Source organism: Collinsella sp. BM28, assembly GCF_054551995.1.
Genome location: NZ_JBTOLJ010000001.1, coordinates 616,826 through 640,181, shown reverse-complemented (window position 1 = coordinate 640,181; position 23,356 = coordinate 616,826). Strand labels below are relative to the sequence as shown.

Sequence of the window (23,356 nt, the reverse complement as noted above, 5' to 3'; positions counted from 1 at the left end):
GCGTCACCTCATACATCCACTAGAACAGGCCGGAAATCACGCCGTTGTCGTCAACATCGATATTCTCGGCTGCAGGGACCTTGGGCAGGCCGGGCATGGTGAGGACATTGCCCGTAAGCGCCACGACGAAATGCGCACCGGCGCTCACCTTGAGCTCGCGCACCGTAATGCGGAAGCCCTCAGGCGCGCCGAGGATCGCCGCCTGATCGGTGAAGGAATACTGGGTCTTGGCCACGCACACCGGCAGGTTGCCGAAGCCGTTGTCGCGCAGTTCCGCGAGCTGGCGCTTGGCAGCGGGCGTGAAGTCAACGCCGTCGGCATGGTAGACCTTGGTGGCGATCGCCTCGAGGGCACCGGCGACATCGGCGCCATCCTCGTAGGCGAAGCGGAACTCGCTCGGCTCCTCGACCAGGCGCAGCACCTCGTCGGCGAGATCGAGGGCACCCTCGCCGCCCTTGGCCCACACCTCGGACAGGCGAACGTTCACACCGAGCTTCTCGCACTCCTCCGCGATGAGCGCGAGCTCCGCCTCGGTGTCGGACGGGAAGCGGTTGATGGCGACCACGCAGGGCAGCCCATAGACGTTCTGGATGTTGTCGACGTGACGCAGCAGGTTGGGCATACCGGCGCTCAGGGCATCGAGATTCTCGGTGTTGAGGTCGGCCTTGGCAACGCCGCCGTTGTACTTGAGGGCACGCGCAGTGGCAACCACCACAACGGCACTCGGACGAATGCCCGTCATGCGACACTTGATGTCGAGGAACTTCTCGGCGCCAAGATCGGCGCCAAAGCCCGCCTCGGTAATGGCGATATCGCCGAAGCGCATGGCCATGCGGGTGGCCATCACGGAGTTGCAACCGTGCGCGATGTTGGCAAACGGACCACCATGGACGAACGCGGGCGTGTGCTCGAGCGTCTGCACGAGGTTGGGTTTGAGCGCGTCCTTGAGCAGGGCCGCCATGGCACCCTGAGCCTTGAGCTGGCTGGCTCGCACGGGCTCGCCGGTGTAGGTGTAGCCCACCACAATCTCGCCGAGGCGCTGCTTGAGGTCGGAGATGGAGGTGGACAGGCACAGGATCGCCATGACCTCGGACGCGACGGTGATATCGAAACCATCCTCACGCGGAACACCCTGGGCTTTACCGCCGATGCCGTCGATCACGTGGCGGAGCTGGCGGTCGTTCATGTCGACCGCGCGTTTCCAGGTGATGCGCTTGACGTCGATGCCAAGGGCGTTGCCCTGCTGGATGTGGTTGTCGAGCATGGCGGCGAGCAGGTTGTTGGCCGCGCCGATGGCGTGGAAGTCGCCCGTGAAGTGCAGGTTGATGTCCTCCATGGGAACGACCTGCGCGTAACCGCCGCCGGCGGCACCGCCCTTCACGCCGAACACGGGGCCGAGCGAGGGCTCTCGCAGGGCCATGGCGCTCTTGACGCCGCGACGGCGCAGGGCATCGGCCAGGCCGATGGTCGTGGTGGTCTTGCCCTCGCCCGCGGGCGTGGGGTTGATGGCGGTCACGAGCACGAGCTTGGCCTCGTGGTCGGAAGGCTCGTTCAGCAGCGAATAGTCGACCTTTGCCTTGTCGAAGCCGTACGGGATGAGGTGCTTAGGATCCACCCCAGCGGCCTCGGCGACCTGCTGGATGGGCCACGGTTCAACGGAATGGGCAATCTCGATGTCGGTCAACATGGCAAGGTCCCTTCTGCACGAGGAATAACTTGTTCAGCATAGCACGGGCATGAAGCTCAGAAGCGTCACAAGGCAATCGTCTCCAGGCCCAGATGCTCAAAGGCAACGGGCGTTGCCATGCGTCCCTGCGGAGTGCGGACAATCAGGCCGCATTGCAGCAGATAAGGCTCATAGACGTCCTCAAGCGTGTTGGCGTCCTCTCCCGTGGCACTCGCCAAAGTGGACAAGCCCACGGCACGACCGCGAAACGTTTTGCAGAGCATCTCGAGAATGCGGATGTCCATCCAGTCGAGACCGAGCTCGTCAATCTCGAAAAACGCCATGGCCTCTTGCGCAATAGCGAGGTCGATGCTCCCGCCTCCCCGCACCTGAGCGTAATCGCGCACGCGCTTGAGCAGGCGATTCGCCAAGCGCGGCGTGCCGCGGGAGCGTGAGGCGATCTCCTTTGCGGACTCACGGTCGATGTCCACGGCCAAGATAGACGCGGAGCGACACACAATATCGGCAAGATCCTCAATGCCGTAGTAATCGAGCCTGAACGAAATGCCAAAGCGGTCGCGAAGGGGACCCGTGAGCATGCCCGAGCGTGTGGTGGCGCCCACGAGGGTGAAGTGCGGGATGTCCAGACGAATGGACCGAGCTGCCGGACCTTTGCCAATCACGATATCGAGGGAGAAGTCCTCCATCGCCGGATACAAGATCTCCTCGACCTGACGGTTAAGGCGATGGATCTCGTCGATGAACAGCACGTCACCCGGCTGCAGGTTGGTGAGAATCGCCGCAAGATCACCCGTACGGGCGATGGCGGGTCCGGAAGTCGTCTTGATCTGCGCGCCCATCTCATTCGCGACGACCGCCGCCAACGTGGTCTTTCCCAAGCCGGGGGGACCGGAGAATATCACGTGGTCAAGACTCTCGCCGCGTGTTTGAGCCGCCTTGATGAGAATCTTCAGACTCTGCTTGATGTGCTCCTGCCCGCAATAGTCATCGAGACGCTGCGGACGCAGGCTGCGCTCGACATCGAGATCATCGGAGGTGAGCTCACCCGTCACGAAGCGCTCACCCTCCCCATGGGCATTCCGCGCCGCCGGCGCATCGGCCCATAGATCGGTCGATTCATCCACTTCCCACATCATGCATCCATTCCAAGGCGTTTGAGCGCCGCGGCCAGCAGATCCTCGACGCGCATATCCCTGCCATCATACCCGCCTAACGCCAAGGAGACTTCCGAAGGCGTAAAGCCCATCGATAGAAGTGCAGAGGTGGCGTCGTCCATAGGAGAGGTGGCCGCCGGGGCGGCGAGCTCGAGTGGAAGTGGGATGGATCCGGGCACCTCTGAGCCGGCGAGGCTACGGTCTTTGGAGAACACGCCCTTGAGCTCGAGAATCAGTCGTTGCGCGGTCTTTTTCCCCACGCCGGGCACCGTCGCCATGCCCTTGTCGTCCTCGGTCATGACCAGTGTGTACAACTGCGGGACGCTGAATTTGGAGAGCACGGCGAGCGCGAGCTTAGCGCCCACGCCGCTCACCGCGACGAGCTTGTCGAACATCGTCCGCTCGTCCTTGGAGGCAAAGCCGAAGAGCGTGCAGGAGTCTTCGCGCACGACCATGCGCGTGTACAGGCGAACGTCCCCGCCCACCCCGGGCAGAGCCGCGGCGGTCGTGCCGGAGATGCCGAGCTCGAATCCCACGCCGTTGACATCGATGACGACCATGCTCGGCGTGGCCTCGAGCACGCTGCCATGAAGTTGAGAAATCATGCGTACGGGTTTCCCTTCTGTTGAGCGAACACGCCGCCGGTCAGCACTTGAGTGCGTTGCAGATGCGCATGGCACACGGCGCACGCGAGTGCATCGGCGGCGTGATCGGGCTTGGGATCGTGATCGAGGTGCAAAAGCGTACGGACCATGTAGGTCACCTGGGCTTTATCTGCCGATCCGGTGCCAACCACCGCCTGTTTGATTTGCATAGGGGTGTACTCCCCCACCTCAACCCCGCAAAGCGAGCAGGCCACGAGGGCGGCACCGCGTGCATGGGCGGTCGGGATGGCGGAACGGACGTTGGCCCCGAAGTATATTCCCTCAACAGCCGCCTGCTGGGGGTGATAACGGTCGACAACGGCCGTCAGCTCATCGGCGATGCGACGGAGGCGGGCTGCCAAATCCGACCCGGAAGAGGTCTCGATGCAGCCATAGGCACGACACCGCACCTCACCTCGGCGCTCCTCGATGATGCCCCAGCCGGTATTCGCCAAGCCCGGATCGATCCCCAAGATGACCATGCGCCCCCTCCCGCTGTTCGAACGTTTGTTCTACTATAACATGAGCAGACACGGCAGTACGCTAAAAACTCGCGCAGCCTCAGTTCAAGGAGAAGAAGCTGAACCCGCTGGTGGGTGACGCGCCGGGCCCTTCGGAGCCCTCTCCAGATTCCGCCATGCGTCGGAACAGCTCGCGCAGATTGCCCTCCATTTCACGCAGCTCTTCGCGCATGCGCTCCTGGCTTTCCTCACTCATGAGCTCTGCCTGTTGCTCGGGCGTGAGCCCCAACATCTCGCCGAGCATTCCGAAAATCTCGCCACGCGCCTGCTCGCTGCGCTCCGAGCCCTTCCACTCCATACGACGGTACTCCGCTTCGGCAAAATCTGAGGCGCGCAGGCGCTCCTCACCACGCGTACCCATGTCGGACCAGGCAAGCTGCACAGGCCAAAGTCGTTCGGTGAACCCACGTGCCGAGACGATGGGCGCAGGTGGCAGCATCCGGCGACCGGATTCATTGTGGCGCACAAGCATAAGCAGCAGAGCGGATGCCTCGGGAGAAATCGTCGAGAGGGGCAGGGCATCGATGGCCGCGTTGCGATCGACGTGCGCCTCGAGCGTCGCATCGATTTGAGCCGAATCGATCGACTCCAGCAGATGCCGGGCACGCTGATCAAGTGCCTCGTCTATGTTGAGCTGGCCAATCGCGTCGCGCACAATCGTGGCTTGGACATGGGAGACCGCCTCGGATCCCATCAGCCGATTGGGAAGTGCAGATGAGACCCGCGCATGGAATTTGGCAACCCACTCGAGCGCGGAGAGATATACGTCGCCAAAAGGCGCGAGGCAACATGGTTGAAGCGTTGCGAGCGTGTTCGCGCGCAGGGCGTAATCGGTCTTGGTGAAGGGAGCGAGCACGAGGGCAGAGAGCTCACGGGCCGTATCCGCCAACAAAAGGGCGTCGATGCCGCGGCGCATGCCCGAGTCGTCAGGAGCCGGAACGTCACGATCGACAAGAAGCGTCGCGCTCGGGGCGGTCCGTTCGAGAAGGCGCATGTGGAGTCCCGTGGCGACCTCGCGCGCAAGGGCAGAGCGCTCGGCTTCGGCCACCTCCTGTGCAGAGGTCAGGGCGTCTTCATGGCCAACAAGCAAGCCGAGGACGTTGCGCGGCCCCAGCGCATCGACCGCCAAAACGGCGAGCAGGCTACTCGGAAGATCGCCGGCAAGAGGCACGATCACGCGTCCAAACCCATGGGCGGCGACGGCGTCGCGCACATGCAGGCGAAGGGCCTCCCATAACCAGATCTCCCGGCGGTACATGGGCAAATCGTGCAGTGCCGCCGCATCCACCATCACCCCGCGCCGCACCTCCTGGACAAGGAGGGCTTCCTCGAAACAGGGGGCCTGCGCGACCACACGGCCACCGTCATCCATGACGAAGGAACCGCCGGTGTACACGGCGTCATCATAGCCACCCAGGGGCTCCATGCAGGCGAACCAAACACCCGCCCGCTCGACCTCGGAACGAAAACCGCCCTGCGACACCGAGGCGACGGCCGTGGTAGATGGATCGGTCATGTCAAAGCCATTCACCGGGAAGAAGATGACCATATCGCACCCGTTTGGAATGGAATCGAGGTCGCGCGCGGCATCGAAGGTGGCGGCTATCCTCGTGCCGGCAACTTCGAAGATCGGGGGGCTCCATGGCGATACGGGCAGAATCTCCTGATGCCGTACCATCGTGAGGCGCAAGGGAACGACGCGGCCCTTCCTCAGCATGAAAATCTCGAACAGCTGACCCGACTCGAGTGCGAGAACGGCGGGCGCCAGGCACGCCATTCCCAAGTCGTCGGCGACGCGGGCGAGGCGTTGCAGGACGCATAGCAGATCGTGCTCGAAGTCAGCGCTCTCGACGAGTGTGCCAGGCGTGACGCCGCAAAAGAGCGGCGAAGGCAGGCAGAGCAGGTCCGCGCCCGCCTCATGGGCGATGGCGAGCTGTTGCTCAACGCGCGCGCAGATGCCATCCAAGTCGCCGAGACGAGCGTGTATCTGCGCAAGTGCGAGTTTCATCTGCGAAATCCATCTTTCTTGTTCGTGAGTTCCCCGACTGCGTGTCGGGACATTGCGTGCAACCGAGTATACCCTCTTGGAAGTTCGCAGCCGTACGACAAAGGACCTGGCCCCCTCAGTGCCCCCATCCGACGGACGGCGATGCACCATGAGGGCCAGGCCCCTGCATCAAACTGACGACTAAGAGAGCGAGTCCTTAGAACTCAGCCTTCCACAGGCCGTGAAGGTTGCAATAGGCGTAAGCGATACCGGTCTTGGCCCCGCCGGCGAAGAAGGTGGTGGGAGCCTGGCCGGGCTTGAGGTAGTGAACCTCCAAGCGACCGGCGGCCTCGAGCGCAATCCACTCGATGTAGTGCTCGGCCTCCATGGGATGCTCGACCTCGCCCACGGTCACGTTAAGGACATGGCCCTCACGCTGCACATCGATTACAGGGACGTGCTTCTCAGTGGCGGCGTCCACCGAGTTCGCGACGACCTCGGTATACCCCGCGGGCGCGACCATGTCGGCATCGATGGCGGCGAGGAACTTGCCCGTCTCATCATTCTTGAAAAACGTTGCCATATCAGTAGATCCTTTCAGACTTCGTTGCAGATGCAATCAAAGGATAGTATGCCCAAATATGCTCCAACGTAACGCGTCGTCCCGTGAGTGCGGGGCATATCGTCCCGCACCCCCGGGACAATCAACTCAGAATAGAGGTGCGAACGCATCGAAAGCGCAGGCCGCCGGAGTCCGCGAGCGCCCGGCTCTTGTCCGCCGCGAGTTCCGCACGCAAAGGAGCGTCCAGTGGACGCTCCGTCTTGCGCAGGACTGCCCGAGCGCCGGATAAGAGCCGGGCGCTCGCGGACTCCGGCGGCGGCTGGGACTAGATCACCGTTACGCGGCCCTTGTTGCCCACGATGCCCTTGACCTCGGCAATAAGCGGAATCGAGCGCGCATTGACTCGCGTGGGAATCTCGGCCCGCATGGTCTGCCCGTCGCCCTGCTCGATGAAGAGCTCGACGCGGTCTCCACCGGGATTGGTGCTCAGCACTGTCGCCAAACGCGCCATGTTGGACTGCGAGAACCGGGCACTCGGAATCATGATCTCGAACACCTTGGGACGATTGCTCTCGTCGTTCAGCACGAGCGGCTCGATCTCCTGCGCGATGATTTGATCGCCGCGGTCGGAGCGTTCGAGCTTACCCTTCACACGAATGAAGGCGTCGGAGAGCTGCGCTCCCGTCTCAGGGTCCACCTCGCCGTAGAGATACCCTTCGCATTGCTTGTACGTCTTGGGGAAGATGACGACCGTCGCCTCACCCTCCATGTCCTCGAGCTGAACAATCGCCATGGGGTCGCCGTTCTTGGTCACACGCTTGCCCACGCTCGACACCATGCCCGCCCACCAGTACGGTTTACCCTCGGGAATCTCCTGGTTCACGGCGTTGCCCGTGGGGCCCATGGTCTCAAAACCCGTGTCGATCTGCGAAAGGGTGAACTCGCGCGCCTTCGCCAACGCGTACTCGTACGGACGCAGCGGATGGTCGGAAACGTAGATGCCCAAGACTTCCCTCTCGAAGGAGAGCTTCATGTGGCGGTCCCACTCCTGTCCGTCGGGCTCTGGGACGATGACCTCGAAGCCCGACCCCTCGACGTCACCGAAGACATCGAACAGCGACGTCTGACCCGCCGCGCGGTCCTTTTGGCGCTTCACCGCGGCGTCAATGATGTTCTCGGGGTTCTCGCGGTCGACGAAGTGCATGAGCTGACGGCGCGGATACCCCGTCGAATCGAAGGCGCCGCCCTTGATGAGGGCCTCGATCACGCGGCGATTCGCCTGGCTCGAATCCACGCGCTCGACGAAATCGTGCAGGTTCTTGAAAGGTCCACCCTTCTCGCGCTCGGCGATGATCGCCTCGGTCACACCCTCGCCCACGCCGCGGATGCCCGCGAGGCCAAAGCGCACTCCCTCGGCGGTCGCCGTGAACTCGGTGCCGGATTCGTTGATGTCCGGAGGCAGGACCGCGATGCCGTCGTGGCGACACGCCGAGACGTAATGCACAATCTTGTCGGTCTTGCCGGTGTAGGAGGTGAGCACCGCCGCCATGTACTCGTTGGGGTAATGGGCCTTGAGCCAGGCGGTTTGCATGACGAGGATGGCATAGCCCGCGGAGTGGGACTTGTTGAACGCGTAGGACGCGAACTCAAGGACGTCGTCCCAGATCTTTTGGGCTGTCTCTCGTTTGTAATCGTTGCGCACCGCGCCGTTCATCCAGTGGTCGTAGATGGTCTCCTCCTCGCCATCGGACCACTTGAACACCTGGTCGGTGAGCATCTTGATCTTCTTTTTGGCCACGGGTTTACGGATACGGGAGTCACTCTCGCCCTTGGAGAAGCCGCACATCTCGACCGAGATGAGCATGACCTGCTCCTGGTAGACCATCGTGCCGTAGGTCTCGCCCAAAATGCCGTCAAGGCGAGGGTCGTAGGAGACCGCCGCCTCCTTGCCGTTCATGCGGTTGATGTAGCTCGCGACCATGCCCGCGCCCAGAGGGCCCGGGCGGTACAGGGCGATTAGAGCGACCACGTGCTTGTACTCGGTCGGCTTCATGTTCTTGATGGTCGCGGTCATGCCCGCGGACTCGACCTGGAACACGCCGGCGGTGCGGCCCGCGCACATGAGCTCGAAGATCTTGGGGTCGTCGAAGGGAATGGCGTCCACGTCGATGTCGATGCCGAAGTTCTTCTTGATGTTGGCCTTGGCCTTGGAGATGACCGTGAGGGTGCGCAGGCCCAGGAAGTCCATCTTGAGCAGGCCCATGTCCGCAACCGTATGGCCCTCGTACTGGGTGATCTCCACACCGCCCTTGGTATCGAGCTTGGTGGGCACGTGCTCGTTCACCGCGTCGCGGCAGATGAGCACCGCGCATGCATGAACGCCCTCACCGCGCGTGAGGCCCTCGATGGACAGCGCCGTGTCGATGATGCGGCGGGCGTCCTCGTCCTTCTGATACGCCTCGACGAAATCCGGGCTGTACAGGTCCTCTTTGCCAGGTTGCTTCTCAAGCACCTGCTTGAGCTTGACGCCGGGATCGCTCGACACCATCTTGGACAGGCGTTGGCCCATATAGACCGGGTAGTCGAGCACGCGCGCAGCGTCGTTGATGGCCTGCTTTGCCTTGATGGTCGAGTACGTGATGACGTGGGTGACCTTCTCGGGACCGTAGAGCTGGCGAACGTGCTCGATTACCTCGAGCCTTCGCTCATCGTCGAAGTCCATATCGATATCGGGCATCTCGGTACGTTCGGGAGAGAGGAACCTCTCGAACATGAGGCCGTTCGATAGCGGGTCGAAGGTGGTGATGTCCATGGCGTAGGCGACGAGCGCGCCGGCTGCCGAGCCACGGCCCGGACCCACGCCGATGCCGTTTTGCTTTGCCCAGCGCACGTATTCTGCCACGATGAGAAAGTAAGCGGCGAAGCCTTTCTCGCAGATGACCTTGTATTCGAACTCGAAGCGCTCGCGGATGTCGACGCCGTTGATCTCCTTGCCGTCCCAATCGTCGCCATAGCGCTTTGCCAGGCCCTCCTCGCACTCGCGGCGGAACTGGCTCTCGTGCGTCTCGCCGGGGTCGAGCAGCGGGTAGTTCGGCAGGATGATGCTGTCCCAGTCGAGCTCGACGTTGCATTTCTCGGCAATCTCGAGGGTGTTGTCGCACGCCTCGGGGCAATAGGGGAACAGCGCGCGCATCTCCTCCTCGGTCTTCATGTAGAACTCGGAGCCCTCCATGCGGATGCGGTTGGGGTCGTCGATCTTGGAGTTCGTGCCGATGCACATGACCACGTCCTGCACGGGAGCGTCGTCACGCGTGAGGTAATGGAAGTCGTTGGTGGCGATGACCTTGACGCCCACCTGGCGGGCGATCTCGATAAGGATCTTGGAGAGCTCCTCGTCGGTGATGCCGGAGTCGGTGGTAATGCCGTGCTCCTGGATCTCGATGTAGAAATTGCCCGGCTCGAAGGTGTCGCGGAAGGTCTCCGCCCACTCGATCGCCTTGTCCATCTCACCGCGGTCGATGCACTTGGGGATGATGCCCGCGATGCACGCCGAGCTCGCGATGAGGCCCTCGCGGTGGCGGCGCAGATTGTCCAGCGTCACACGCGGCTTATAGTAAAAACCCTGCACGGCGGCCTCGGAGACCGTCTGCATGAGGTTGACGTAGCCCGTTTCGTTCTGTGCGAAGAGCACCATGTGGTAGAGCTCGGGCTTGCGGTCGCGCGCGAGCGTCTCGTCGGGGGTGAAATAGACCTCGCAGCCAAAGATGGGTTTAATGACCAGCGGTGGCTTGAGCTCATCGATGTTGCCCTGGGCGTCCCACATCGCGAGGTCCTTCATATGCTGCTCGTACCCGCGCGGATCTTTCTCGGAGTCGGGGCACTCGAGCTCGTCGCGGCGGCCCTTCTCGAGGAACGACTTGTCCTTGCTCCATACCTTGTACTCAGGCGTGCCGTGGTTAATGGCGTCGCAGGCGAGGCCGAGCTCGGGGACGCCGTACATGTAGCCGTGATCGGTGATTGCCACGGCGGGCATGCCAAGATCGACCGCGCGCTTGACCATGTCGCCGATGCGCGTCGCGCCGTCGAGCATGGAGTAGACGGTATGGTTGTGCAGGTGGACGAATGCCATGTGCTATGGCTCCTAACTGATGTGCTGAGAATATCCTCGAGGCCCTTCGACCCCATTTCGAACGCTATTGATTCTAACCGAGCGAGCGGACAGAACGCATGTGCGCCCCCGGCTCGTGGAAGGCACACAGTGTGTTCGATTACGCGACCGGGGGCGCGAGGACAAACGGTAGCACAAGTAGCAAAAACTTCGCGATTTCCGGAAGTTTTGTCGAGTTGTGCTACCGTTTGCCGCCACAAGGCGATCCGAACAGAGACCTCATCGAACAAGCGAGTTGACCGCGGGGGCAAGCGGCCATAGTGATCGCCCCCGACCTCGATTTTGCGGGTTTCATCGGAAGCATCACAGCTCGTACGTGACGACCTGGGGCTGCGCGGGGTCGACGGGGTCGGGTACCTCGACGCGCACGAACTTGAGCGTCACGCGCTCGAAGCCGGCCTTGTGCAGGACGTCGGCGTACACCTCGGCCTGCAGGCGGTGTTTCTCATGCAGCCGCCCGGGCGTCTCGTCCGGGCTCCCACCGGTCTTGTAGTCGATCAGCAGGGCATGACCGGGGCGAGCGGGGTCGGTGCACAGCAAGTCGATGGCGCCCTCGGCATAAGGCCCAAAGCGCCCCACGAGCCCGTCCATGCCCAGCGTGTAAAACGGCACCTCGGCACGGCGGCACGGCCAGGCAAGTGCCTCGGCGCGCACATCGCTCGAAAGCCAGCGCGCGACCGCGGCATCGAAGCGCTCGCGCTGGGCGGGCGTGCAGCCCCAGTAGCGGCACAGGGCGTCAGCGCGCTCGGCGGGCAAATCGACGCGATCAAGTTCGATCAACCACTGACATGCGGCATGGAAGGCGCTACCCAGGGCGGTCGGGTCTCCGGCACGCGACAGAGCGGCCCTCTCTTCGCGCTCATCGCGCAGGGCGTCGACCTCGCTCGGCGCGACCGCCTCATCGATGTCATCGCCCTCGGGAGCCCCGGCGGCGGCCGCACGGTCCTCCCCCTCCTCGTGCAACTCGGCGGAGATCGATGAATAACTGTACGAATCACGTGGGGCGCGCTCGGCGGGCACGACGCGCATGTACACACTCGCCGGCTCGACGAGCGTGAAGGAATCCGTCGGTTCGGGTGCCGGGGCGTCCGCAACCGAGGCCTCCGCATCGGCCGGCTCGGCATTCGCCTCGTATGCGGCGCCGCCATACGAGAAGTCCCTGAGGGCGATCAGCTCGAAATCGCCCGCTTGGGCGTTGTCGAACACGAGGCGGTCGCACGCGAGCGAGGCGCCCTCATCGGGCAGGATGCGCTCGAGCACGGCTTGCGTGAGATCCAACTCGGGCCTGAGGGCGAGAGCCGCGTCCTTGCCGCGGCCAACGGGCACATCCATCGCGAGCAGGCAGACCTCGCGGGCGCGCGTCATCGCGACGTACAGCAGACGGGCCCGCTCCTCGAGTGCGAGGCGGTCCTCCTCGTTGCGCATGGACAGCCATGCCTCGGCGGCCGATCCAGTCGCGCACACATCGTCGACCAAGCTCGCATCGAGCCAGGGCCCCGTGGCGCCCGATCCGCTCAGATACTTCTTGAATTGCTTCTCCACCTCGGCGCCGTCGACGAAGGAGCCGGACGAATCACGGCAACTCGGAAAACGGCCGGGCAGGGCGACGAGGCCGATCGTGCCGTCATCGCGGCGGGCGGACTGCATGCGATCGGAGTTGGATCGGATGCCGAAGCACTCCGACACCGCGACTACGGGGAACTCGAGGCCCTTGGAGGCGTGCACCGTCATGATGCGCACCGCGTTGCCCCCCTCCTCGTTGAGGGCGCCGGGTGCCTGCTTGCCCGCCAGGAAACGGTCGAAAGCGAACGCCACCTGGCGCGGCGCGTTGCCCAACTCGGCCTCGGCCTCCGCCACGGCGTCGATGGCCTTCAGGACATTCGCAGCCTGCGCGCGGCCCTCCGCCCCCCGCTCGGCGAGACGGACCATCCAACCGGACTCGTTGACCACATCGCGCACGATCGAAGTAAGCGGGTCCTTCCCCAGGCGCGAGAGAGCCCGGCGCAGGACGCTTCGGGCACGGGCGAGCAGCGGAAGCTCCCCGAAGCCCGGTGCGTCGTCATCGACGAGAATGCCGAGCTCGATATTGCGGCGACGGGTCTCGCCGGTCTGCGTATCCCATGCCGTGGCCAGGGCAAGGAATTCCTGGACGCCCAGGGCGAGCAGCGGCGAGGCGAGCACGGGGGCGAGGCCATGCGCGGTATCGGCCAGGTTGCCGAGCATGTGCACGAGCGCGCGGACGGTCTTGGCCTCCTCCGTGGAGGCGAACACCGATCCGCCGCTGATCACGCAGTCGAGACCCTGCGCGCGGATCGCGTCCGCGTACACGCCGGCGCGGGGCATGCCGCCCAGCAGCAGCACCATGCCCCCCACGGGCTGACCGGCATCGGCGAGCGAGCGGAACCGGCGGGCGATGGCCTCGGCCTTGGCCGCCGTGCGCTCCTCGGTGGTGCCGCCCGCGACAAGCAGGGCCTGACGACGCGAGGCGCCCGCGACCCGCAGACCGTCGACGCGCCCGTCGTGCGGGAGCAAATCGAGGAAGCCCGGCATGATGCCGCCCTTCCCGCCGTCGAAGATGCGGGCGACGTACTCGAGCACCTCGGCGTGGCTTCGGAAGTTCTTGACGAGCTCGACCACGGATCCTACGGATCCCGCGGCCGCCTCATCCTCGATACGGCGCTGCGCGCGACGGAAGACCTCGACTTCGGCGCCGCGGAATCGATAGATGGACTGTTGGGCATCGCCGACGGTGCACAGGGCGCGACCGCCCTCGCCCGTAAGGAAGTTGATGAGGTCGACCTGCTGCTGGTCGGTGTCCTGGAATTCATCGATCATGACCATCGCGAACTTGCCGGCGTACGCCTCGCGGATGCCGGCATGGTCGCGCAGCGCCTCATAGGTGAGACGGAGGAGGTCGTTGTTGTCGAGCGCCGAGCGCTCCGCCTTGAGGGCGGCGTACTCGTCGCCGACGGCGCGGGCGAGCGCGAGCAATTCATCGAGTGCGGGGCCGCCGAGGGCCAGATAGGCGTTGACGAAGGCATCGGCCGCCTCCGCCTTGAGCAGGGCAACCTGCTCCTTGGGAAAGGCCTTGCTCGGACGGGGCATGCCGCAGGCGAGCATGCAGGAAGCGAGGTCGCCGCGCGTCTGGGGGCCGCTCTCGTACGCCTCGAGGGCGTCCAGCGCGATGCGCGCGGTCTCTGCCGCCTTGGCACTCGCGCCGAGGCACTGGCGATAGGCGTCCATGAGGCCGGAGAAGTCCGCCGTGCCGCGGACGAAATCGATGTCGTCGAAGCCGTGGCGCGAGGCGCTCGCGCGCTCGAGCAGCACGCGCACCAGGCGCCTGGCACTCGTGCCCGCCTCGAAACCGGAAGGGTCGAGCTCGCCGGTGAGCGGGAACCACTCCCTCAGCGCGCCCAAACCGTCCCGCTCACGGCCGATCACGGCATCGACCGCCCGATCCATGAGTGGGCCGGAGACGGATTCATCCAGCACCGTGAACTCGGGGTCGAGGCCGAGTTCGAGCGCATGGGCGCGTAGAATGCGCGAGCACATGCCGTGAATGGTCGAGATCCAGGCGTCATCGACCTGCAGGGCGACGTCGGCCATCCCCTCCTCGATAAGGGCGCCACGGACGCGCTCGCGGATCTCGGCCGCCGCATCCTTGGTGAACGTGATGGCGAGCACCTGGTCGAGGCTCCGGATGAAGGGGCCGGACTCGGGCGAGAGCGCCCACAAGATCCTGCGCGTGAGGGTGAAGGTCTTGCCCGAGCCCGCGCCCGCCGAAACGAACAGCGGGCGGTCGAGGGTGGTCACGATGTCGCGTTGCTGCGGCATGAGGGTGGAAAGATCCATCGTTTAAGCGTCCCTCCGCTCGAATCCAAGGTCGTGATTGAACGCGCACCGCGCGCCTGGCTTCTCCGCCGCCGCCACGTCTCCCGCCTCGAGGGAGTCGAGCTTGCGCGCGATGGTCCGCTCGACGCGGTCGAGCAGCTCGTCAAAGCTCATGGAACCGCCGCGTTCGGTGTCGGGGAAGCCCGTCCGCAGGCCGGGCACGCGGCCGTCGCCACGCTCGACCTCGGCGAATTCCTCGGAAACGGCGCCACGCATGGCGGGGGCGCCGCCCTTGGTCGAGAAATAGAGGGCTCCGCGGGCGTCGAGGGCGAGCTCGGAGTGACGCAACGCCTGCGCGTAGATGAGCGACTGCGTATGCTCGGGCAGCCAGTCGGGGTCATCCGCCGGGACGGTGCCGTCGCGCTTCGCCACCGTGGGGTCGGAGAGCTTGAAGGCGTTGACGTCGGCGCGGTGCTTGTAGTCGATGACCATCGCGCGTCCCTCGGCATCGACGTCCACGCGGTCGATGCGCCCGCCGAGCGGGCGCCCGGCGTACTCGACCCCGAGGCCGTTGAAAGAGTACTCGAGGTATTCCGGCGCAAAGGGCGCGAGCGCCTCGGCCTCGTACCGGACCACCGCCTCGAGCTGCGGAAGGATCTCATCCACCTGCGCGCGCTCGAGGGCCGAGTGCGCGACGAGCGCGCCGGAGCTCGAGGTCTTGTTGCGCGCATGCTCGGCTCGGACGCGATCGAACACGCTCCGCAGCCTCTCCAGGCACCCCGCGAGATTCTCGAGCGTGACGCGCGGGATCCCTTCCTCGATGAGCTCGGCGTGCAGGCGATGCATGACGTCGTGAACGAAATTGCCCTTCTCCATATTGCCGAACCCCGCATCAAGCGACTGGGGGCGGACGCGCGATGAGATGAACCAGCACAGCGGACAGGTCGCATAGCTCTCGATCTGCGAGGCGGACAGCTGGCGCGGCACGAGACGGGACGGGTCGGCGGGGTCGCGTTGGTACAGTACCAGATGACGGAGGGCGTCCTTCCCCAGCTCCTGCGGGGACAGGCACGCCACCCGCTCGCAAGCCAGGCCGGCGCCGGCGGCGATGTCGAGATCCCCCACGATATCGCCCTCGCCCGCCGAGACGACATCCGCGATGCGCCCCGACGCGCGAACGGCCGCCGCCAGCTCCGTCCACATCGCGGCGGGGTAGCGGTCCTTCGCCTGGCGGTCATGCGTGACGCGGGCGAGAATCGCGCGAAAGCGCGCCGCGGCCAACGCCCGGTCGAACAGGTCGCGCAGGCGGGCGGCCGGCTCGAGCTCGACGGGAGCGGCGCCGAGCTTGGCGGAAAGGGCCTCGAGAGCCCCTTCCTCGTGCGCGAGCGAGAAATTGTCGACGTCGACATCGGCGATGAAGACGGCGTCCACGGAGCCCGCGGGCAGCAGGGCGGTATCGGCGAGCGTCATGAACCGCACGCAGGGCGCCGTCGCGCCCCCATCGGGGCCCGCATGAGCGAAGCCGCTCGACTCGGCGCGACGACGGGCGGATACGGTTAGGCCGTCCAACACCGTCACGGCCACGGACTGGGGGACGTCCATCTCACGGGCGGTATCCGCCAGGGCCTCGATGGCCTTGGCGGCCATGGTGGCCTCGACGCCGGCGCGGACCGACCCATCCCTCCAACCGAAGGCGCTCGGGGGAAGCGCCGCGGCGACGGCGCACATGGCCTTGAGCGCCGAAACGGGGCGCTCCTGCCACAGATACGAGACGACGCTCGCGCAGACGGCGGGGACCTGGGCATAGGGCCCGGAATGCTCGGAGCGCTGGCGCATGGTCGCGGTCTGGCTCTGGTAGCTCTGCAGGGTGCGCAGAACCGCCTCGGGCGTCAGGGAGCGATTGGAGCGGATCTTCTTATCGAACTTCCGCGCGGAATTGGAGTCCATGCCGGAGAGCGGCGAATAGAGCCAATCGGTGAGTTCCGGCGCGGGCCACCACGTCGCAGCGCGTTCGGGGTCCTCCCCCGCCTCCTTCATGCGGGCGACCACGTCGGACAGGGAGGCGAAGCGACGGCCGACCTCGGTGTCACCAAACCGTGCCACGAGAGCGCACTCCGAGCAGATCCCACGAGCCGCCAAACGGGGCGAGACCTCATCGAACACGTCTGACGGTCGAGCGGAGGCAACCACCACATCACGGCCGTCCGCCACGAGCCCGCTGATGGCGCGCGCGTAGGCGGCTCCGCGAGCATGCGGGCCCGCGACCTCGAGGAACTCGGGGTCGCCCTGGAAGCGCGGGGCAGATGCGAGCGCATCGAGCCCGACCACCTCGACGGGGGTGGGCAGTCCCGCGGCGAGGGATCGCTGGTCGGGGTTGAGCAGCACAGCTGCCTCGCCCACGCCGGCGACGGCCATCAACAGGCGCATCACATGTCCGGGCAGGCGGGAGACGTCGCGCACGGCGACGAAACGCGCGCACGCGGGCGCCTCGGAGTCGACGAGCCGCGCCAAGAGGCGGGCGGCCTCCGACGCCTCGACGAGCCCGCGTGCCTCGAGCATGCCGGCGTAATCGCGCACCAATGAGAACACGACGCGCTCGGCGTCATTGTCGGCCTCGGGCAGTTCCTTTCCCGACGCCGCGGGGGCGGCGATCTCGGGCAGCAGCGCCTCGGCAATCTGGCAAACGAGCCGCACCGTGCCCGGATTGCCCCGCAGGGGCGCGATAAAGGCGGCGCTGCGGCCGGCCATGAGCGCGGCGACGAGCATGTGGCGCTCGAGCGGAGCCACGATGCGGCGCCCGTCGCCGAACAGCTCCCACATCCCCTCGATCCACGTCGTGGGCGTCGCCACGTCGACGCCCGTGCCGACATGCGCGTCGGCCAGGGCGCGGCGACACAGGTCCCGCTCGGCGAACGTGGGCACCAGCAGCGTGGCGCGGCCGTGCTCGCGCGCCGCTCCTGCGAGCAGCGATACCTCGGCGCCCGTGAGCGCCGACGCGGATTGCGTCGTGTAGACCTTCAGTCCCATGTCCCCATCCTCGATAGAAGTCTCATCATTCCATCCTACACGCCCGCGCGGACACGTTCGTGTGGCGCGGGCAAACCCCATGCGATCGATGCGGCGGTTGGTCCCCGTCCGCCGCGCAAAAGAAACCGCCCCCCGCAATCTCGTGACTGCGAGGGGCGGGCTTTGGCAGTTGTCGGCACGCGCTAATTATCGCCGAGCTTGACGAGGATACCGCGATAGCCGCCGTACTCGCCGTTGAGCGCCTTGGAAACGCGGCTCACCGTGGTCGACGAGGCTCCCGTGCGCGCCTGCACCTCAACATAGGGCTCTCCCTCGTCGAGATAACGGGCGACCTGCAAGCGCTGCGCGAAGTCGCAGATCTCGCGCGGCGTGCACAGGTCGGTGAGGAATGCGCGAATCTCATCGGGGCCCTCGACGAGACGGAACGCCTCGACGAGCTGATCGACATCGGGTCGCTCGAACATCTTTTCTATATTCATGGTCACCACCAGGCATCATCAATGTACTTGGCAGTAACCCTACTGCCAAGGCGAAGTTTAGCACACTAGCGTGCTAAAGCACCGATGTCATCCGCGAGCGGCACGCGTCACCAGCTTGGTAGCGTGGGGACGAGTGAGAGACGCTCGGCAATTCCGGATGTCCAGCGCACCTCATCCGCATCACTTATGAGCACCGCCTCGACGCCATCGATGCTCTCGGCAAAGGCGAGCCCCTCATCCATGCCGAGCATGAGCACCGTCGTCGAATAGCCATCGCAGTCAAGCGAACGGTCGGCGATGATCGTCGCGCTCGTGACGTCCGTGTGCGCGGGCATGCCGTCAACGGGACTCAGTATGTGGTGATACGTCCGTCCGCCTTTCGAAAAGCGGCGCTCGTGCAGGCCGCTCGTCACGACCGACCCATTCGCCACGTCCACGATCGCGCGATAGTGGGCGGGGTCGCGCGGATTCACGATGCCGATCTTCCAAGGGTCACCGGCATGCACGGGAGGGCGCGACGCCTCATCGGCAGGACGTCCGCCGCGCATAACCACGTTACCGCCCAAGTTGATCGCAAAGCGCTCGACGCCGTGGGCCACGAGCAGCTGAGCAAGATCGTCGGCAATGTAGCCCTTGGCGACCCCGCCTACGTCGAGAGAGCATGCAGGGTCCTCGATGGCAAGCCAGGGCGCCTCGTCGGGCGCGCTCACGCGTATCGCGTCGATGTCCACATGTGGCAACGCACGGGCAAGCTCCAGGGCGCTCGGAACAACTCCCTCGTGAAAATCCCACAGGCGCGTCACCGTCCCCATGGTGATGTCAAAGCAACCCCGGCTTCGCGCGCAGTACCCGCAAGCCAAGCGCACAAGCTCGGCCGTCTCGGGCGCGACATCGATCGGATGGGGGGAGGCGGCATGGGCGCGGGAGATATCCGAATCCGATCGGGTCCGCGATAGATGGCGCTCAAAGAAGAGGCACCGATCCCGACATGCCCGCAAGGCGTCATCGAGTGCCTCGACGGTACGCCCGGCACCTTCGTCTTCCGTCCTCTCGCGACCGTCCCCGCAATACACGTGGAAGTGCACATCGGTGTTGAAGACGAAAAATGAGATGACGCGCGAGCCATCCTCGCCGGGATAAGGCTCCGCCGTCTCAATCTGCGCATAGGCGTACTGTTGCATGGCGTTCCTCACACGTCCGTCGGAATGACGGGGCTTTGGGTAGAATATCCGAGAACGGCCATGACAATGCCACGGCCGCGTACCATTATCTTAGCGTGCACGCCACGTCCTCGGATCCTTCATCGCATATCCGAGTCGCACGCAGACCGAGAGGCCTCTCATGCGCTTTTTCCTCAACTGGCTCTTGACGTCCATCGCCATCGCCATCGCCACGTTCCTCGTCCCCGGCATCGCTCCGTTCGGAGCGGCGGATCCCTGGCTCAGCTTCGCGTTTGTCGGGCTGTTTCTCGGCTTGGTCAACTCGTTGGTCAAGCCTCTCATCACCGTCATCTCGCTGCCGCTCACGTGTCTTACCGTGGGGCTCTTCCAGCTGGTGGTAAACAGCTTCATGCTCGAACTCGCAAGCTGGCTCTCGGTGAATCTGCTCGGTTCGGGGATCTCCATTGCCGGATTCGGATCTGCGCTCATAGGCAGCATTATCGTGAGCATCATGTGCACGATTCTCGGCGTGGTGACCGAGGATTAAGGCAAGCGGCTGGCTATTCTTCCGCCTCCGGATGAGCGCACATCAGATCGGCTATGGTCACGCCCTCCAGATAGTCCTCGATGAGATGATCGAGTTCCCTCCACACATGAATCGTGCGGCAGGTAGCCGCGCGCTCGCAGATGTTGTGCTCTTCGCTCAGACACGACACGGGAGAAAGCGAGCCCTCGGTCAGACGCAGGACCTCCCCCACCGTGAACTGATCGGGCTCACGCGTGAGACAGTAACCGCCGCCTTTGCCGCGCAGCCCCGACAAAATACCGTGACGTACCAACGTCGACAAGATGTTCTCGAGGTACTTCTCCGAGATTCCCTGACGGTCGGCAATCTGCCTGAGCGGAATACGGCCCTCCGAAGCGTGCTCTGCAAGATCGACGATGACGCGCAGGGCATAGCGTCCCTTTGTGGAGACCAACATGATGTCCGTGCTCCCTTCGCAGTGGTCCGATATGCCGAAGGATAACAGACAACCCCCCTTCCTTTATAGGCAACGATGGTTTTTTCAGCCGACTCCTGCGGAAATGAACGTCATGTTTCAGATTGATTACCTATTCCCTATATGATTGGTATGTAATTGAAGGCGTGCGTACCATGGTCCGCGTGTATCATACAGCCAAGCACCTCACCCCCTCAGAGGGCGGGGCCTCACGTTAGGAGATCGCCATGAGTGCCGTCTACGCATCCATCGACCAGCTGATCGGACATACCCCCTTGCTGGAGCTGACACAACTCGAGCGCGAGGCCAACGTCAACGCGCGCGTCCTCGTCAAGCTCGAGCGCCAGAATCCCGCCGGCTCCGTCAAGGACCGCGTGGCGCTCAACATGCTGAACGAGGCCGAGGCGGCGGGCCTCATCGCACCGCACGACGGCTACACCATCATCGAGCCCACGAGCGGCAATACCGGCGTGGGCCTCGCCGCGCTGGCCGCCGCGCGTGGCTACCGCCTGATTATCGCCATGCCCGAGACCATGAGTGCCGAGCGCCGTGCCCTCTTGGCCGCCTACGGTGCCGAGCTCGTCCTCACCCCGGGCGCCGCGGGCATGAAGGGCGCTATCGCACGCGCCGAAGAGCTGGCGGAAGCCACGCCGAAGAGCTGGATCGCCGGCCAGTTCACCAATCCGTCCAACCCCGCCGCCCATGAGGCCACGACCGGCCCCGAGATCTGGGAGGACACCGATGGGGCGGTCGACATCTTCGTCGCAGGCGTGGGCACCGGTGGCACCATCACCGGCGTGGGTCGCTACCTCAAGTCCCGCAACCCCAACGTCCACGTCGTCGCGGTCGAGCCCGCGAGCTCGCCGGTCCTCTCGGGCGGCGCGGCGGGCCCGCACGCCATCCAGGGCATCGGCGCGGGCTTCGTGCCAAAGGTGCTCGACACCGCGGTCTATGATGAGATCATTCCCGTAGAGAACGAGGACGCCCTCGCAACGGGCCGTGCGCTCGCGCGCAAGGCGGGCGTACTGGTGGGCATCTCCTCCGGTGCCGCCGTTTGGGCAGCCTTCGAGCTCGCAAAGCGTCCCGAAAATGCGGGAAAGACCATTGTCGCCCTCCTGCCCGACACGGGCGAGCGCTACCTCTCCACGGCACTCTTCGCCGAGTAGGCAGCCGCGTCCGCACTCATACCGACCATCCGAACACCGAGGAGCCCCATGACCCGTAAGCGCGTACTCGTCGCCATGAGCGGCGGCGTCGACTCGAGCGTCACCGCCTTCCTGCTCAAGGGGCAGGGGTACGAATGCCTCGGCGCGACCATGCTGCTGCACGGCGACGCCGCGCCGGGGGCGTGCGGAAGCGGCTCGGACGCCGATGACGCCGCCGCCATCGCCCACCGCCTGGGTTTTGCCCACGAGGTCATCGACATGCGCACGGCCTTCGAACAGCACGTGGTAGAAAAGTTCGTGCGCACGTATGAGGCAGGGCGGACACCCAACCCCTGCATCGACTGCAACCGGCATATGAAGTTCGGCGCGCTCCTGGCACATGCCCGCGAGCGCGGCTGCGATTACATCGCCACGGGGCATTACGCGCAGGTCGCCGCGCTCGACCATGCCCCGTACGCCAACATCCCCCCAACCGAGGCGAACCTGCTCAGCGCCATCGTCAATCGATACGACGGGCCGGAGGCCGTGCGCGCGCTATCCTGTGCGCTCGACCCCTCGAAGGACCAGAGCTATGTCCTGTACTCGCTCACGCAGGAGCGCCTCGCACGGGTGCTGTTGCCGCTCGGGGGCCTCTTCAAGGAGCGCGACGTACGTCGCATCGCGCGCGAGCAGGGCTTCGAGAACGCCGGCAAGCGCGACAGCCAGGGCATCTGTTTCGTGCCCAAGAACGACTTCGCGACCTACATCGAGCAACGCAACGGCGTGTCTTTGCCTGAGGGCGACATCGTGAACACAGACGGCGAGGTGCTGGGGCGCCACCATGGCGCCATCCGCTACACCGTGGGCCAGCGCAAGGGCCTGGGCGTGGCATGCGCGCACCCCGTCTACGTGACGGGCATCGACGCCGTGGCGAATACCGTCACCCTGGGCGAGGTCGAGGACCTCATGGCGCACGGGCTCATCGCGGACGACTGGATCTGGAGCGCACCTGCTCGCGTCATGGAAGAACTGCTGGATGAGGCGGGGGCCGAGGGTCTCCCCGTTCGCGCCAAGATCCGCTACCGCCACCCCGCCCAGCCTGCGCGCCTATGCCGGGCGACGAGCGGCGACGATGCCACGTTCGAGCTCGTCTTCGACGAACCAGAACGCGGCATCGCCCCCGGCCAAGCCGTCGTGGTCTATGCCGGCGACGTCGTCTTGGGCGGCGGCACCGTGGTGCGTGCGGTCAAGTAGCCCACCTGCCTCCCCGACGCTCACCTCGTCTTGAGATCACAACGCATTTGACGGCGGAACGCAATGCAGCACCATGCCGTTGCGACCTCCGCGATCTCGCCGAATGGACGCTCCGCATATACGCGCAACCGCACGATGCGCTGCACGTCATCCGGATAGGTGCAGAGGAGCTCGCCGATGCGGGCGGCTCGCGCGGAATTCGCAGCGAGCTCCGACAGTTCCCCCATCTCGTCGCATCCATCGGAAACCTCGCAGTCGAGCTCCTCCAGCGACACCGTTGCGGACGCCGAACGGCTTGATCGCAGCCAATCGATCACCTTGTTCGAGGCGATGCGATAGAGCCACGTGCGAAACGAGGCGCGCCGCGGGTCGAACCCCGGCAGTCCACGCAGCGCCGCCACGAAAATCTCCTGCGTCACGTCGCGCGCGTCCTCCGCGGATGTGATCTGCCTCAGTGCGAACCGCAGCATCTCGTCGTAATACGCGCGCACCAGCGTGTCCGCCTTGGCGCGCGACCCCGTGCGCACAATCGCCCGTACCAGCCGCGCATCGCGCCGCGCCGCCGCGTTTGCCCCGCGCGCCTCGTCCAAACCAAAGACGCTTCCCAGCTCCATCTCATCACCTCCCCATCTACTTCTATATTCGATTCAGGGGTCTATTCGTTGCAAATAATCCGACATCCCAGATCTCCGGCCGTTCGTGACGGGGAGAGCGGTGGACATGCAATAGAACTGGA

Annotated in this window: 16 protein-coding genes; 3 read left to right on the top strand and 13 right to left on the bottom strand. The window is 65.0% G+C overall.

The annotated features are described in order from the left end of the window. Positions 1-19 precede the first annotated feature (19 nt). The 11 genes from ACX9NZ_RS02720 to ACX9NZ_RS02670 all read right to left on the bottom strand — a co-directional run bounded on the left by ACX9NZ_RS02720 (position 20) and on the right by ACX9NZ_RS02670 (position 19,241). The gene (locus ACX9NZ_RS02720) at positions 20-1,687 is read right to left on the bottom strand and encodes a formate--tetrahydrofolate ligase (protein ID WP_294159776.1); all 1,668 of its coding nucleotides are present in this window, start codon (positions 1,685-1,687) and stop codon (positions 20-22) included. A gap of 65 nt (positions 1,688-1,752) precedes the next feature. Beyond that, the gene (ruvB, locus tag ACX9NZ_RS02715) at positions 1,753-2,820 is read right to left on the bottom strand and encodes a Holliday junction branch migration DNA helicase RuvB (RefSeq protein WP_294159839.1); all 1,068 of its coding nucleotides are present in this window, start codon (positions 2,818-2,820) and stop codon (positions 1,753-1,755) included. Continuing rightward, positions 2,820-3,446: a Holliday junction branch migration protein RuvA gene (ruvA, locus tag ACX9NZ_RS02710; protein ID WP_294159775.1), complete on the bottom strand. Its 627-nt coding sequence runs from the start codon at positions 3,444-3,446 to the stop codon at positions 2,820-2,822. The genes ruvB and ruvA overlap by 1 nt, the downstream gene beginning before the upstream one ends. Beyond that, positions 3,443-3,967 (bottom strand): crossover junction endodeoxyribonuclease RuvC, encoded by a 525-nt coding sequence (gene ruvC, locus ACX9NZ_RS02705; protein WP_118653069.1) that lies wholly within the window; start codon positions 3,965-3,967, stop codon positions 3,443-3,445. The genes ruvA and ruvC overlap by 4 nt, the downstream gene beginning before the upstream one ends. A gap of 79 nt (positions 3,968-4,046) precedes the next feature. After that, positions 4,047-6,014, bottom strand: coding sequence for a hypothetical protein (locus tag ACX9NZ_RS02700; protein WP_407495816.1), 1,968 nt, complete (start codon positions 6,012-6,014; stop codon positions 4,047-4,049). Positions 6,015-6,210: 196 nt separating this feature from the next. Then, positions 6,211-6,576 carry a desulfoferrodoxin family protein gene (locus ACX9NZ_RS02695; protein WP_294159771.1) on the bottom strand — a complete coding sequence of 122 codons (366 nt, stop codon included), beginning with the start codon at positions 6,574-6,576 and terminating at the stop codon, positions 6,211-6,213. Between the two features lie 304 nt (positions 6,577-6,880). Then, complete coding sequence (gene dnaE, locus ACX9NZ_RS02690) at positions 6,881-10,684, bottom strand: DNA polymerase III subunit alpha (protein WP_407495813.1); 3,804 nt, start codon at positions 10,682-10,684, stop codon at positions 6,881-6,883. Positions 10,685-11,026: 342 nt separating this feature from the next. Continuing rightward, positions 11,027-14,575 (bottom strand): UvrD-helicase domain-containing protein, encoded by a 3,549-nt coding sequence (locus ACX9NZ_RS02685; RefSeq protein WP_407495811.1) that lies wholly within the window; start codon positions 14,573-14,575, stop codon positions 11,027-11,029. 3 nt (positions 14,576-14,578) lie between these two features. Beyond that, positions 14,579-17,581 (bottom strand): PD-(D/E)XK nuclease family protein, encoded by a 3,003-nt coding sequence (locus tag ACX9NZ_RS02680; RefSeq protein WP_407495809.1) that lies wholly within the window; start codon positions 17,579-17,581, stop codon positions 14,579-14,581. A 182-nt stretch (positions 17,582-17,763) separates the two neighbouring features. Continuing rightward, complete coding sequence (locus ACX9NZ_RS02675) at positions 17,764-18,060, bottom strand: YerC/YecD family TrpR-related protein (RefSeq protein ID WP_118653947.1); 297 nt, start codon at positions 18,058-18,060, stop codon at positions 17,764-17,766. Positions 18,061-18,167: 107 nt separating this feature from the next. Next, on the bottom strand, positions 18,168-19,241 hold the full coding sequence (locus tag ACX9NZ_RS02670; RefSeq protein WP_302742205.1) for an FAD:protein FMN transferase: 1,074 nt from the start codon (positions 19,239-19,241) through the stop codon (positions 18,168-18,170). Between the two features lie 160 nt (positions 19,242-19,401). Here ACX9NZ_RS02670 and ACX9NZ_RS02665 point away from each other — a divergent pair, with 160 nt between their 5' ends. Then, positions 19,402-19,767 carry a phage holin family protein gene (locus ACX9NZ_RS02665; protein ID WP_118653949.1) on the top strand — a complete coding sequence of 122 codons (366 nt, stop codon included), beginning with the start codon at positions 19,402-19,404 and terminating at the stop codon, positions 19,765-19,767. Between the two features lie 13 nt (positions 19,768-19,780). On the opposite strand, the gene ACX9NZ_RS02660 is transcribed toward ACX9NZ_RS02665, so the two are convergent. Continuing rightward, complete coding sequence (locus ACX9NZ_RS02660) at positions 19,781-20,203, bottom strand: RrF2 family transcriptional regulator (RefSeq protein WP_302742206.1); 423 nt, start codon at positions 20,201-20,203, stop codon at positions 19,781-19,783. 245 nt (positions 20,204-20,448) lie between these two features. Between ACX9NZ_RS02660 and cysK the strand changes: the two genes are divergently transcribed. Together cysK and mnmA are read left to right on the top strand one after the other, a co-directional pair. After that, a complete protein-coding gene (gene cysK, locus ACX9NZ_RS02655) occupies positions 20,449-21,387 on the top strand; it encodes a cysteine synthase A (protein WP_407495806.1) in 939 nt (312 codons plus the stop codon). Between the two features lie 48 nt (positions 21,388-21,435). Then, complete coding sequence (gene mnmA, locus ACX9NZ_RS02650) at positions 21,436-22,620, top strand: tRNA 2-thiouridine(34) synthase MnmA (RefSeq protein WP_407495803.1); 1,185 nt, start codon at positions 21,436-21,438, stop codon at positions 22,618-22,620. A 20-nt stretch (positions 22,621-22,640) separates the two neighbouring features. Here the strand turns inward: mnmA and ACX9NZ_RS02645 are convergent, their stop codons facing one another. After that, the gene (locus ACX9NZ_RS02645; RefSeq protein WP_294159757.1) at positions 22,641-23,234 is read right to left on the bottom strand and encodes an RNA polymerase sigma factor; all 594 of its coding nucleotides are present in this window, start codon (positions 23,232-23,234) and stop codon (positions 22,641-22,643) included. Positions 23,235-23,356 lie beyond the last annotated feature (122 nt).